Source organism: Mycobacterium appelbergii, from assembly GCF_032883035.1.
GTDB classification, from domain to species: domain Bacteria; phylum Actinomycetota; class Actinomycetes; order Mycobacteriales; family Mycobacteriaceae; genus Mycobacterium; species Mycobacterium appelbergii.
Map to the genome: position 1 here is coordinate 161,842 of NZ_JAMQTH010000001.1, position 13,668 is coordinate 175,509.

The following is a 13,668-nucleotide window of genomic DNA, read 5'->3' on the forward strand; positions in this document are numbered from 1 at the left end:
ACCAACCGCTGACACGGTCGCAACGCAACCGAGACCAACCCGTGGCCTGAGAGGGTTCGCGCAGGGGTGATGAGCTGGCATTTCGGTCCGATTCGGTCCGACTGGGCTCTCCTTATACCCTGATTGGCGTGACTGACCCCGCGACCACGCAGCCAGAGGACACCCCGCGCCACCGCTACACGGCGGAACTCGCGGGGCAGATCGAGCGCTCGTGGCAGCAGACCTGGGCGCAGGCGGGCACCTTCAACGTCGCCAACCCGGTCGGGTCACTGGCGCCGTCGGACGGGTCCACGGTGCCGGCGGACAAGATGTTCGTCCAGGACATGTTCCCGTATCCGTCCGGCGAAGGCCTGCACGTCGGCCATCCGCTCGGATACATCGCGACCGACGTCTACGCCAGGTACTACCGGATGACCGGGCGTAATGTGTTGCATGCCTTGGGATTCGATGCATTCGGCCTGCCCGCCGAGCAGTACGCGATGCAGACGGGCACCCACCCGCGCACCCGCACCGAGGCCAACATCGTCAACTTCCGCAGGCAGCTCGGCCGGCTGGGGCTGGGCCACGACCCGCGACGCAGCGTCTCGACCACCGACGTCGACTTCTACAAGTGGACACAGTGGATCTTCCTGCAGATCTACAACGCCTGGTTCGACCCGCAACTGAACCGGGCCCGGCGGATCGATGAACTGGTGGCCGAATTCTCCTCCGGCGCACGCTCCTGTGGCGACGGCAAGGACTGGGCGTCGATGAGCGAGGGCGAGCGTGCCGATGTCATCGACTCGCATCGGCTCGTCTACCACGCCGACTCGGTGGTGAACTGGTGCCCGGGGTTGGGCACCGTGCTGGCCAACGAGGAAGTGACCTCCGACGGGCGCAGTGACCGGGGCAATTTCCCGGTGTTCCGTAAGCGGCTGCGGCAGTGGATGATGCGGATCACCGCCTACTCCGATCGGCTGCTGGAGGACCTCGACGTCCTGGACTGGCCGGACAAGGTCAAGACCATGCAGCGCAACTGGATCGGCCGGTCCACCGGTGCGCAGGTGCACTTCGCGACCGAGGCCGGTGACATCGAGGTGTTCACCACCCGGCCGGACACCCTGTTCGGCGCCACTTACCTGGTGCTGGCACCCGAGCACGATCTGGTGGACAAGCTGGTCGCCGACCGGTGGCCCGGGGGCACGGATGCCCGTTGGACGAATTCCGCGGACTCCCCGGCCGAAGCCGTCGCGGCCTACCGGGCCGGGATCGCCGCCAAGTCCGATCTGGAACGGCAGGAGAGCAAGGTCAAGACCGGGGTGTTCCTCGGCGCCTACGGCACCAATCCGGCCAACGGCCAACGCATCCCGGTCTTCATCGCCGATTACGTGCTGGCCGGCTACGGTACCGGCGCGATCATGGCGGTGCCCGGTGGGGATCAGCGGGACTGGGATTTCGCCACGGAGTTCGGGTTGCCGATCATCGAGGTGGTCTCGGGTGGGGACATCACCGAGGGCGCCTACAGCGGTGACGGTGAGCTGGTGAACTCCGACTACCTGAACGGGATGAGCGTCGCCGACGCCAAGGTCGCCATCACCGAGCGGTTGGTCGCAGGCGGCCACGGGCAGGCGCGGGTTGAGTACAAGCTGCGGGACTGGTTGTTCGCCCGGCAGCGGTACTGGGGTGAGCCGTTCCCGATCGTCTACGACGCCGACGGCCGCGCCCACCCGCTCCCGGAATCCGAGCTGCCCGTTGAACTTCCCGACGTGCCGGACTACTCGCCGGTGCTGTTCGACCCGGACGACGCCGACAGTGAGCCGTCGCCCCCGTTGAACAAGGCCACTGAATGGGTGCATGTCGAGTTGGATCTCGGCGACGGACTGCAGACCTATACCCGCGACACCAATGTGATGCCGCAGTGGGCGGGCAGCTCATGGTACGAGCTCCGCTACACCGACCCGCAGAACTCGGAGCAGTTCTGCGACAAGGAGAACGAGGCCTACTGGATGGGCCCGCGGCCCGCCGAGCACGGCGCGAGCGACCCCGGCGGGGTGGACCTGTACGTCGGCGGCGTCGAACACGCGGTGCTGCATCTGCTGTACGCACGGTTCTGGCACAAGGTGCTCTACGACCTGGGCCATGTGTCGTCGCGCGAGCCCTACCGGCGCCTGGTCAACCAGGGTTACATCCAGGCGGTGGCCTACACCGACGCCCGCGGCTCCTACGTGCCTGCTGCTGAAGTCGTTGAGCGGGAAGGCAAGCACTTCTACCCGGGACCCGACGGCGAGGTCGAGGTCACCCAGGAATTCGGCAAGATGGGCAAGAGCCTCAAGAACTCGGTGTCGCCCGACCAGATCTGCGACGAGTACGGCGCCGATACGCTGCGGGTGTACGAGATGTCGATGGGACCGCTCGAGGCATCCCGGCCGTGGGCGACCAAGGACGTGGTCGGCGCCTATCGGTTCCTGCAGCGGGTCTGGCGGGTGGTGGTCGACGAGACCACCGGTTCCGTGCGGGTGGCTGCACACGAGGCGCTCTCCGAGGACACCCTGCGCGCGCTGCACAAGACCATCGCCGGAGTGACCGAAGACTATGCGGCACTTCGCAACAACACCGCGGCCGCCAAGCTGATCGAGTACACGAATCACCTGACCAAGGAGGGGGTGTCCGCGCGTGCGGCGATCGAGCCCCTGGTGCTGATGGTGGCGCCGCTGGCGCCGCATCTGGCCGAGGAACTGTGGCGACGGCTGGGCAACGACACCTCGCTGGCACACGGGCCGTTCCCGGTGGCCGACGAGCAGTACCTCGTCGATGACACCGTGGAGTTCCCGGTCCAGGTCAACGGGAAGGTTCGCAGCAAGATCACCGTCGCCGCCGACGTCGACAAGGCCACGCTGGAAGCTGCGGCACTGGCCGACGAGAAGGTGCAGGCGTTCCTGGCGGGGGCCACACCGAAGAAGGTCATCGTGGTGCCCGGCCGCCTGGTGAACCTGGTTCTCTGATCAGGCCGGGCGGATGACTATTTCGTGGACATGGCCGTCGCGCGGGGTTTCGACGGCCTGCGCGACGAGCTGAGCGACCGTTTCCGGGCGCAGGAACCGCGCGGGGTCATAGTCACCGCCCTCGTAGCCGACCAGTTCGCGTTGCATCTCCGAGTCGGTCCGACCGGGGAAGATCGAGGTGACCCGCAGGGCAGGTTCGTCGGCGCGCAGGGAGTCGGCGAACGCCCGAAGCGCGAACTTGCTCGCCGAATATGACGCCATCCCCGCTGAAACGGTCCGCCCCGCACCCGAATTGATGAACACGACGTGTCCGCGGGCGGCCCTCAGAGCGGGCAGCAACGCCAGGGTCAGCGCGACGGCGCCCGTGACATTGACCTCGAAGCTGGCGCGCCATTCGTCGGCGCTGGACTCGCCGACCCGCCCCGGGTAGATCACCCCGGCGTTGTGGACCAGCACATCGAGTTCGGCCAGCACCTCGGCGCCGGCCTCGATCGAGGCGGCATCGGTCAGGTCCAGTGGCCAGGTAGGTGCGCCGAGACGCTCGGCGACCGCGTCGAGATGGGCCGAAGGCCGCCCGGCCAGCAGCAGGGTGTGGGTGGGGGCGAGTGCGGTGGCAATGGCTGAACCGATGCCGCCGCCCGCTCCGGTGATCAATGCGGTCGGCACAGCGAAAAGCCTACCGATCTGCGCGCCGGGCCTCGGCGTCGCATGATGGTACGGATGCCCCCGGATCCCAGCTTCGCTCCGACTCAGCTCGCCGCGCGCGCCGCATATCTGCTGCGCGGTAACGACCTGGGCACGATGACCACGGCGGCGCCGCTGCTCTACCCGCACATGTGGAGCTGGGATGCGGCGTTCGTCGCGATCGGCCTGTCTCCGCTGAGCGTGGAGCGCGCCGTTGTCGAGTTGGACACCCTGCTCTCCGCGCAGTGGCGCAACGGGATGATCCCGCACATCGTGTTCGCCAACGGCGTCGACGGCTACTTCCCCGGCCCGGCCCGCTGGGCCACCTCCGCGCTGGCGGCCAACGCGCCGCGGATCCGGCATACCTCTGGCATCACGCAGCCGCCGGTTCATGCGATCGCGGTGCAGCGCATCCTCGACCATGCGCGGCACCGGGGCCGGTCCACCCGTGCGGTGGCCGAGACCTTCCTGGACCGGCGCTGGGCGGATCTGGTGCGCTGGCACCGCTGGCTGGCCGAGACACGGGACCAGGACAGCCGTGGCCGCATCACGCTGTATCACGGCTGGGAATCCGGGATGGACAACTCACCACGTTGGGACAGTGCGTACGCCAACGTGATTGCCGGCAACGTCCCGGAGTATCAGCGTGAGGACAACGTCATCGTCGCCGACGCCAGCCAGCGTCCGTCCGATCTTGAGTACGACCAGTACCTGTGGTTGCTGGAGGAGATGAAATCGGTTCGCTACGACGATGATCTGCTGCCGAAGGTGATGAGCTTCGCGGTCGAGGACGTGTTCGTCTCTGCGGTGTTCTCGGTGGCCTGCCAGGTGCTGGCCGAGATCGGCGAGGACTACAAGCGCCCGAGCGCCGACATTCGCGAGCTGTACCTGTGGGCGGACCGGTTCCGCGCCGGCGTCGTCGCGACCAGTGACGAGCGGACCGGAGCGGCAAGGGATTTCGACGTACGTGCGAAGCGCTGGGTGTCGACGGAGACGGTGGCCCAGTTCGCGCCGCTGCTCTGCGGGGGTTTGCCGCACGACCGCGAGCGCGCGCTGTTGCGGCTGCTGGAGGGGCCACGGTTCTGCGGCCATCCCGACCTGCGGTACGCGCTGATCCCGTCGACGTCACCGGTGTCGCGGGACTTCCGGGCACGCGAGTACTGGCGGGGGCCGGTGTGGCCGGTGATGACCTGGTTGTTCTCCTGGTGCTTCGCGCGCCGCGGTTGGGCTGAGCGGTCCTCTGGACTGCGCCGCGAGGGCCTGCGTCAGGCCAGTGACGGCGCGTTCGCCGAATACTACGAACCGTTCACCGGGGAGCCGTTGGGCAGCATGCAGCAATCGTGGACCGCCGCGGCGGTGCTCGACTGGCTCGGTTAGTGGGTTTCCTCGGGGCCGGGGGATTCCTCCGAGCCGGCCAGCCGCTCCAGCGGGACCAGGGCCTTGGCGAGAGTTTCCAGATCCTCTGCGCTGAGTCGGGACAGCCTGGTGGCCAGATCGGCACGGCGGGAAGCCAGTGATTCGCGGTGCTGGACGAGGCCGCGGGGGGTGACGTCGACGAGTACCGCACGCAGGTCCGACGGGTCGCGGGACCGTTTGACCAGGCCGAGTTTCTCCAGCCTGCGGATCGCGACGGTGGTGGTGGGGGTGCGGACCCGTTCACGGGCCGCCAGCTCGGTCATCCTGATCGGGCCGCCTTCGAGCAGGGTCAGCAGGATCGACAGCTGAGCCAGGGTCAGTTCCCCGGCGCCAGGAGCGGCTTTGTGCGCGTCACCGCGGCGCAACACCGAGAACACCTTGGCGAGCACCCGCTGTAATTCCCCAGCCAGCTCTGTGACCTGGGGTTCGGTCTCCACCATAATTCGCTAGTCTAACCTGTCTGGTGCGACCGCGACGTCAGCTTGTGCGGTTTGTTGGGCACCAGCTCAGAGCACCTGGGACAGGAAGCGGCGCAGCCGATCTGTTTCGGCCGATTCGAATATCTCTGCCGGGGTACCCGATTCGACGACCCTCCCGTGGTCGAGGAACACCACCGTGTCGGCGGTCGAACGGGCGAAGCCCATCTCGTGGGTGACCGCGACGATGGTCATGCCGTCGGCGGCCAGGTCGGCGATCAATGCCAGGATGCCTTTGACCAGCTCAGGGTCCAGGGCAGAAGTGGCCTCGTCGAAGAACATCACCTGCGGTGTCATCGCCAGTGCACGGGCGATGGCGACCCGCTGCTGCTGGCCGCCGGACAGCGTGGCCGGACGGACATCGGCCTTGTGCCGCAGGCCAACCCGGTCCAGCTGGGCCAGCGCGACCGTACGGGCCTCGTCGGCGCCGAGCCGCTTGAGTTTGCGTGGCCCCAGCGCCACGTTGTCCAGCACGGTCTTGTGTGGGAACAGGTTGAACTGCTGGAACACCATGCCGATGCGCTGTCGCAGCCGATCAGGATTGTCGCCCAGCACCGATCGGCCATCGAGCAGGATGTCGCCACGGTCGGGCTCGTAGAGCCGGTTCAGCGTCCGCAGCAGTGTCGATTTGCCGGATCCGGACGGGCCGATGACGGCGGTGGTAGTGCCGGCCGGGACATCCAGATCGATTCCACGCAGCACCTCGTTCGGCCCGAACGCCAGGTGAATATCGGTGGCGGCCAGGGATACTGCTTCGGGCGCCGACATCAGATCATCTCCTGGTTGGTCGCCGTCAGCAGCGGGTCCTCCTCGGCAGGGGGTCTGCCCCGGCGCAGCCGGTTGTCGATGAAGTTGACCAGGTGGGTCAGCGGAATGGTCAGCAGCAGGTAGAACAGCCCGGCTGCCACCAGCGGCGACAGGTTGCCGGTCTGGGCGTTGAGGTCGCGGCCCACCTGGAACAGCTCACGCTGATTGGCCACCAAACCGAGGAAGTACACCAGCGACGAGGCTTTCAGCAGGGAGATGAACTGGTTCATCAGCGCGGGGAGCACCCGGCGAATCCCTTGCGGTACCACCACCAGTCGCATCGACGCCGAGTAGCTGAAGCCCAGCGCACGGGAGGCCTCCAGCTGTCCGGTTTCCACGCTCTGGATGCCGGACCGGAAGATCTCCCCGACATAGGCCGCGGCCATCAGGCCGAGCGCCGCGATGCCCAGCGGATAGGGACTGTTACCGGTCAGCGATCCGACGATCGGCCCGACGCCGAGCCCGATCAGCAGGATGATCACCACTTCGGGCAGCCCACGGAAGATGTCTGTGTAGACCCGCGCAGGCCAGCGCAGCCATCGGGACCGGGAGATCCCGGCCACCGCCAGGACCATCCCGAGGACCAGGCCGATGATGCTGGCGCACACGGTCAGGATCAGCGTGTTGGGCAGACCGGTCTTGAGCAGATCGGGGATGGCCTGCTTGTAAAGCTCCCAGTCGCCGAACGAGGCGGCCAGCTGGGAGAGCGTCGATTTGGGCGCCACGGGACCACCGGCGGCAGGAGGCTGCTGATTCTCCGCGGCGATGGCGTCGAAATCGGGCAGCTGCGGTTCCGGAGCGGCCTTGGAGCCGGGTTTCCAGCCGGGTGGCAGGGCGCGTGGCACCCAATCGGAGTACAACCTGGACCAGGTGCCGTCGGCGATTACCGCGTCCAGCCCCGAGTTGAGCGCGTCGATCAGCGGCTGGTTCTCCTTGGCCACCGCCCACGCGACGAAATTGTCCAAGCTGAAGGTGTTTTCGATGATCTGCGCCGGGTCGCCCGGTTGCACGGTGCCCGAGGCCTGCTGCGACGGCGCCACCCAGGCGTCGATCTGGCGGGTTTTCAGGCTTGCGTAGACGGTGTTGTAGTCGGGGTACTTCACCGGCTGCAGGTGCAGCGTGTCGATGACGTAAGCCTCCTGCACGGTGCCCTGCACCACGCCGATGCGCTGCCCGGCCGCGAGTTGGTCGAAACTGGTGATGGGGGAGCCCGTCGGTACCACCAGCGAGAAGTAGCCGAAGTCATAGCCGTTGGTGAACCCGACGGTGCGCCGCCGCGCATCGGTCGTGGTGATCGACGAGGACGCGACGTCGAAGCGCCGCGCCGCCGTCTGCGCCAGCAGCCCGGAGAACTCGGTTCCGACGAAATTGATCTTCAGGCCGAGCTTGTCGGCGATGGCCCGCAGTACCTCGTTGTCGAACCCGGTGAACTGCCCGGCCGAGTTGATGCAGATGCTCGGCGGCGCGTCGGAGAGGGTCCCGACCGTGAGGACACCGGGAGTGCCGAGGCTGAGGTTCTCGGGCCGCACGGCGTCGAGCGGCTCGACGGTGGCGGTGGTGTACTTGTCGGCCCCCGGGCCGGTCGCCGCGGCGGCCAGGTTGGTCGGCAGCGCGCTGGCGCTGTCGACACCCGGCGGGGCGCACTGGTCGGCGTCGGCGTTGGCAGGCCCCGCCAGCACCATGCCCATGACCATCAGAATCGATGCCAGCAGCGCCGCGAACCGTCTGATGTTCATCTGTTGCAACTTAATGGCCCAATGCGTTCAGGTGAGTGCTTCGACTCAAGGCGACCGCAAGTCGCCGAACACACCGCGACGGGTCAACTCGGCGGTCATGATTCGGCCCATCTCGTCGGCACGCTCGACGCACGCCCTGCGGGCCCCTTCGGCGTCGTTGGCGTGGATGGCCGCGGTCTCCTCCTCGTAGCCGGGCAGGAAGTCGACCTTGGCCTTCGGATAGCCGATCCAGAACTCCGACGGCGCGAAGCTCTTACCTGCGCGGATCGTGGCCAGCAGGCGGGGGCCCGCGTACTCGTCGTTGATCGCGTCGCGGTAGGACCAGCAGGCCTCCTGAAAGGAGCGGGTGTCCTTGGCCGCCCGCAGGATACGCAGGGTGTCGTCGAGATGGGCCAGGATGCGCGGGGTCGGATTGGTGGCACACCGGGCCGCGGCGATGCCGTTGAGGATGCCGTACAGCTCGTGATGTTCGGCCACGGTGGCCTCGTCGAACCGGGATACGAACGCGCCGCGGTGGTAGCGGGTGGACAGGATGCCGTCGTGCTCGAGCTGCACGACGGCTTCCTGGATGGGCACCCGGCTCAGTCCGAGATCGCGGACGATCTCGTTGCGGTCGATGCGGTCCCCGGTCCGCAGCTTGCCCGTCATCACCAGGTTGATGATGTGCGTGACAACCTGGTCTTTTTCCTTCAGTCCATACTTCTTCGGCACCCTGGCGTGCAACCCCCTGCAGTGATGGCGATGGGAGTCAGTGTCTCACGCGTTTGCCCCAGGAATGCTGTCAGTGCGACGCGGCGCGGCTGTCGCGCCACCGGCACAGCGCCTCGGCGGCGCTCAGGTCGTAATCCGGGCCGTTGACACCGACCGTCAGGACGGTGACGCCCAGCTCGGCGAGTGCATCGGCCTCGGCGAGCATGGCGTCGTGCCCGCCGCTTTCCTGGACCCCTGCCGACCGTTCGACGGTGGCGGGGTCGCGGCCGACGGCCGCGCAGTGCTCGGTGAGCACCTGCGCTTTGGCCGGGTAGGTGGTGCGGTCGACGAACGCATGCCAGACGTCGGCGTGCTCGGCGACCAGCCGCAGGGTCTTCCGTTCGCCCTGTCCGCCGATCAGGATCGGGATCTCGCGCGTCGGGGCCGGGTTGAGCTTGGCGAGCCGCGACTTGATGCGCGGCAGCGCGACGGCCAGATCGTCGAGACGGCTGCCCGCGGTGCCGAACTCGTAGCCGTACTCGTCGTAGTCCTTCTGCTTCCAGCCTGATCCGATGCCGAGGATGAGCCTGCCGTCGGAGATGTGGTCGACGGTGCGGGCCATGTCCGCGAGCAGCTCAGGGTTGCGGTAGGAGTTGCAGCTCACCAGTGCACCGATCTCGATGCGTGAGGTCTGTTCGGCCCAGGCGCCCAGCATGGTCCAGCATTCGTAGTGCGCCCCGTCGGGATCACCGTAGAGCGGGAAGAAGTGATCCCAGTTGAATGCGATGTCGACGCCGAGATCCTCGGCGCGCCGTACCGCATCGCGGACATGGCTGTATTTGGGGGAGTGCTGCGGCTGCAGTTGGACGCCGATGCGAATGGGGAAGGTCACGATTCAACCGTACGTCCGGTCATACGCCGATATTCCCGTTCTGCTGCCACACCGCGACCACCGCAGGCCGCGCCGGTTTGTCGCCACCGTCGGGCCAGTGCGACAGCGGGTTCTCCAGGCTGTGATCGTCGCCCTCACCGGGGTGCTGCACGCATACGGTCACCAGCTCGTCGGTCACCACCGGACCGCAGGTCTCCGCCCCGACCGGCACGGTGAGGAACTGTTTGGTCTCACCGCGATTGGGGCCGTCGAGGGCCACCGCGAACAACCCGTCGTTTGCCTGCAGCGCGTTGCCGTCGGTAGAAATCCACAGGTTGCCGTGGCTGTCGAACGCCAGGTTGTCCGGGCACGAGATGGGGCTGACCTTCGATTTGTCGAACCCGGCGTAGTAGGTGTCGGCCGCCGCGGGGTCGCCGCACACCAGCAGCAGGTCCCAGGTGAAGGTGGTTCCGCCATGGTCGTCGGTGATCTCGAGGATCTGGCCGTTCTTGTTCTCGTTGCGGGGATTCGCCGCGTCGACGGGTGCCTTGCCGTCGGTGCCGCGCTTGTCGTTGTTGGTCAGCGCCACATAGACCTTGCCGGTGTGCGGGTTGGCCTCGAAGTCCTCGGGCCGGTCCATCTTGGTGGCGCCCGCCTTGTCGGCGGCCATCCGGGTGAACACCGCGACCTCCTGGGCGGTGAAGCCGTCGACCAACGACTCCCCGGCGCCGTCAGGGCCGGAGCGCAACAACGGAAGCCAGGTGCCCGCCCCGGCGAACGAGCCCTGCGAGGGCAACTTGCCGGAGCCGTCGATCTCGCCTGCGGGGATATCGCTGGTCAGCTTCGCCACATACAGCGTGCCCTCGTCGAGCAGGGTCATGTTGTGCGCGAAGGCCTCTGGAGTGTTTCCCGGCTGAATCTTGTTGGCCGAGACGAACTTGTACATGTAGTCGAAGCGCTCGTCGTCACCGGTGTAGGTGACCACGGTGCCGTCGTCGGCGACGTGGACGTTGGCGCCCTCATGCTTGAGCCGGCCGAGCGCGGAGTGCTTGACGGGGGTGGAATCCGGATCCCACGGGTTGACCTCGATGACATAGCCGAACCGGTTCACCTCGCTGGGGGATGCGGCCAGGTCGAAGCGGGGATCGAAGTTCTCCCAGAGCAGTTCGGACGGTTCCAGCGCGATGCCGTAGCGGTCGAGGCGGTCGGCGTCCACCGGCTTGGGCGGCGGGCTGCCTTCGCGGGCGCCGAAGTAGCCGTGGAAGTTCTCCTCGCCGGAAAGCACGGTGCCCCAGGGGGTGACGCCGCCTGCGCAATTGGCGAACGTGCCCGCCACCTTCCGCCCGGTCGGGTCGGCGGCGGTTTTGGCGAAGTCGCTGCCTGCGGCGGGCCCGGTCAGCGTGAACGGCGTGTCGGCGGTGATCCGGCGGTTGTGACGACCCATCACCGGCTTCAGCGCGCCGTCGCGGCCGCGTTCGACCTCGACCACGCCCATGCCCATGGCCGCGATCTCGATGTCGAACTGTTCACGGGTGGGTGCCTGCTCGTCGTAGCCGGGGAACATGAACTGCGGGGTGACGTACTCGAAGTTGGTCACCAGCAGGAACCGGTTGTCCTGACCGGTGATCGGCATCAGCGCAGCAAAGTCGTTGTTGAATCCGAACTGCTTGCGCTGGGCGTCGGCGGTCTGCTTGGTCACATCGAAAGCCGGTGCATCGGGCAGGACCGGATCACCCCAGGCGATCACCACCTGCTGGCGGTAGCCGTCCGGGATCACCACGGCGTCTTCGGTATTCGGAGCCACCGCCGCGAACTTCATTCCCGGCGGCGTCTGCGCGGGCAGGTCTGAGCTGGTCGGCGCCGCCGCAGGCTCCTCACCCGTTCCACATGCTGCCAGGGCCGATCCGGCCCCGACGGCAAGCACGGTGACTCCGGCGGCCTGCAGCATCGAGCGACGCGACATCCGCGCCACGATGTCACCGAAGTACTCGTTGTCACTGGTGTTGGGAGCGGGTTTGGAACATGCGTCACCACAGCGGTACCGACAGGTCACGTGCTGACGAGACGATGTTCCACGATGGCTGACAAACAGATTCAACGGCACAAGCGCCATAGCTGCGCGGATCCTTCCGGTAGTTACCGGCCGTGGGCTGGACGGTCGGTCCGGCCGAAACCTACGGCAGCTGGACGAGCAGTCGGCCACCAGCAGGTGAATGGAAAGCCAACGCTGGGTGCCGTCGCCATTTGCCGGAATGGCAAGAATGCTTGCCAAGTGCTGGCACCCGTCCGCACTCTTGTGGCAAGGAGGTATCACCATGACCGAGCAACACCGCCGAGCATTCTCGGCGGAGATGGAGGCACGCGTCAGTGCCCACGTCACCGATGAGCACCGCAGACACGGCCTGCCGACACCGGCCTTCGACCAGGAATTTTGGGAACAGCGTTGGGACACTGTGCATTCCGTCGGCATGGCTATGACGCCGAACCGCACCTTGACCGGCGTCGCGACGCAACTGCAGGCAGGACGGGCCCTGGACGCGGGCTGCGGCGAGGGCACCGACGCGCTGTGGCTGGCCGATCGCGGATGGGACGTCACCGCGGTCGATTTCGTCGAGAGCGCGTTGACCCGCGGGCGTGCCCGCGCCGATGAGCGCGGCGGCGATCTCGTAGGTCGAATCGACTGGCGGCAGGCTGATCTCAGCGTGTGGACGCCACCGGCAGCCGCCTTCGATCTGGTCTCCGCACACTATCTGCACGGAATCACCGACCGCGCCAACCTGTTTCGCCGCCTCGCGGCGGCGGTCCGTCCGGGTGGCACGTTGCTGATCGTCGGCCATCACCCGTCGAATGCGGATGTCCTCGGCGTCACCATGCCCGGCGCGGTGTTCTTCACGACCGCCGATCTGCTGGCGGTGCTCGACGACCAGTGGGATCTGGTGACCGTCGACGACGACGTACCGCGCGAGATGACCGACCTCGAGGGCCGGCCGCGGCGATTGCGGTCAGCGTTGGTTCAGGCGCTGCGGCGTCAGTAACCGAGTACGCCGCGCAGGATCTCGACCAGCGCCAGGGGCTGGTCGCCCTGGACCGAGTGGCCCGCGTCGGGCACCACGTGGGTCTGCCGGAACCCCGGCGCGCCCTTGGCAAACGCGTCGGCATCCTCGTCGTTGACGAAGAACGAGTTGGCCCCGCGCACAAGCGTGGTCGGCATGGTGATCGCCGGCACGTCGTCCCACAGGCCCGCAAAGCCGTCGCCCTTGCGGAACGAGTCGTAACGCCAGGTCCAGGTGCCGTCGTCGAGTTGCTTGGAGTTGTGGAACACGCCGCGTCGTAACGAGTTCCGGTCCCGGTGCGGTGAGGCGGCGACGGTCGCGTCCAGCATCGCCTCGAACGACGGGAAGGTGCGGTCACCCTGCACCAGCGCGACGGCGCCCAGTTGTGCCTTGGTCATCTCCTCGTGGCGTTCCGGCGCCGAGGGCGTCACGTCGACCAGGACCAACTCGGGTACCAGCGCCGGGTCGGTGGCCGCGATCCGTAGCGCGGTCAGCCCACCCAGAGACATCCCGACCATCAGCCGCGGAGCAGGCGCCCACTTGTGCAGCAGCGGTCGCAGGGTCTCGGCGTTGAGTTTGGGGCCGTAATCGCCGTCCTCGCGCCACTGTGAGCGACCGTGCCCGGGCAGATCGATCGCCAGCGCCGGCGCGCCGAGCCCGAGGATCACCGTGTCCCAGGTGTGGGCGTTCTGGCCGCCGCCGTGCAGGAACACGATCTCGGGATCGGTGTCGCCCCACTTGATCGCGCTCACGGCACCTGCGGTGATGCGGCTGACCGGGGGTAGCGGACGCCCGGCGGGGAGGCCGATCTGCTCGGCGTTCTCCGGCAGCAGGGCGAATTCGTCAAGACCCGGCAATTCATCGTCGTGGACCACGAACCGGACCTTACCCAAAGCGACTTGTGGAGTCTTAGCCGTCATCGTGACGGCCAAGACTCCACAAGTCGCCGGAAAG

The 13,668-nt window shown here is 67.3% G+C and carries 11 protein-coding genes; 3 read left to right on the forward strand and 8 right to left on the reverse strand.

All coding sequences use genetic code 11. From position 1 onward, the window contains the following. Positions 1-128: 128 nt before the first annotated feature. A complete protein-coding gene (gene leuS / locus M1247_RS00670) occupies positions 129-2,981 on the forward strand; it encodes a leucine--tRNA ligase (protein WP_317154327.1) in 2,853 nt (950 codons plus the stop codon). On the opposite strand, the gene M1247_RS00675 is transcribed toward leuS, so the two are convergent. After that, positions 2,982-3,647, reverse strand: coding sequence for an SDR family oxidoreductase (locus tag M1247_RS00675; RefSeq protein WP_317154328.1), 666 nt, complete (start codon positions 3,645-3,647; stop codon positions 2,982-2,984). It lies immediately after the preceding gene. Between the two features lie 54 nt (positions 3,648-3,701). Between M1247_RS00675 and ggh the strand changes: the two genes are divergently transcribed. Beyond that, positions 3,702-5,042 (forward strand): glucosylglycerate hydrolase, encoded by a 1,341-nt coding sequence (ggh, locus tag M1247_RS00680; RefSeq protein ID WP_317154329.1) that lies wholly within the window; start codon positions 3,702-3,704, stop codon positions 5,040-5,042. Here ggh and M1247_RS00685 read toward each other — a convergent pair. The 6 genes from M1247_RS00685 to M1247_RS00710 all read right to left on the reverse strand — a co-directional run bounded on the left by M1247_RS00685 (position 5,039) and on the right by M1247_RS00710 (position 11,774). Further along, a complete protein-coding gene (locus M1247_RS00685; protein ID WP_317154330.1) occupies positions 5,039-5,521 on the reverse strand; it encodes a MarR family winged helix-turn-helix transcriptional regulator in 483 nt (160 codons plus the stop codon). The genes ggh and M1247_RS00685 overlap by 4 nt on opposite strands. A gap of 66 nt (positions 5,522-5,587) precedes the next feature. Then, positions 5,588-6,325 (reverse strand): amino acid ABC transporter ATP-binding protein, encoded by a 738-nt coding sequence (locus M1247_RS00690; RefSeq protein WP_317154331.1) that lies wholly within the window; start codon positions 6,323-6,325, stop codon positions 5,588-5,590. Beyond that, on the reverse strand, positions 6,325-8,100 hold the full coding sequence (locus M1247_RS00695; protein ID WP_317154332.1) for an ABC transporter substrate-binding protein/permease: 1,776 nt from the start codon (positions 8,098-8,100) through the stop codon (positions 6,325-6,327). Before M1247_RS00695 ends, M1247_RS00690 begins: the two co-directional genes overlap by 1 nt. Before the next feature lie 45 nt (positions 8,101-8,145). After that, positions 8,146-8,811: a GntR family transcriptional regulator gene (locus M1247_RS00700; protein WP_317154333.1), complete on the reverse strand. Its 666-nt coding sequence runs from the start codon at positions 8,809-8,811 to the stop codon at positions 8,146-8,148. Between the two features lie 70 nt (positions 8,812-8,881). Continuing rightward, positions 8,882-9,682: an LLM class F420-dependent oxidoreductase gene (locus M1247_RS00705; protein WP_317154334.1), complete on the reverse strand. Its 801-nt coding sequence runs from the start codon at positions 9,680-9,682 to the stop codon at positions 8,882-8,884. Between the two features lie 19 nt (positions 9,683-9,701). Next, positions 9,702-11,774, reverse strand: coding sequence for a PhoX family protein (locus M1247_RS00710; protein ID WP_317154335.1), 2,073 nt, complete (start codon positions 11,772-11,774; stop codon positions 9,702-9,704). A gap of 202 nt (positions 11,775-11,976) precedes the next feature. Here M1247_RS00710 and M1247_RS00715 point away from each other — a divergent pair, with 202 nt between their 5' ends. Then, on the forward strand, positions 11,977-12,696 hold the full coding sequence (locus tag M1247_RS00715) for a class I SAM-dependent methyltransferase (RefSeq protein ID WP_317154336.1): 720 nt from the start codon (positions 11,977-11,979) through the stop codon (positions 12,694-12,696). Here the strand turns inward: M1247_RS00715 and M1247_RS00720 are convergent. Further along, a complete protein-coding gene (locus M1247_RS00720) occupies positions 12,690-13,634 on the reverse strand; it encodes an Rv0045c family esterase (RefSeq protein WP_317154337.1) in 945 nt (314 codons plus the stop codon). The two genes, M1247_RS00715 and M1247_RS00720, sit on opposite strands and share 7 nt — an antisense overlap. Positions 13,635-13,668 lie beyond the last annotated feature (34 nt).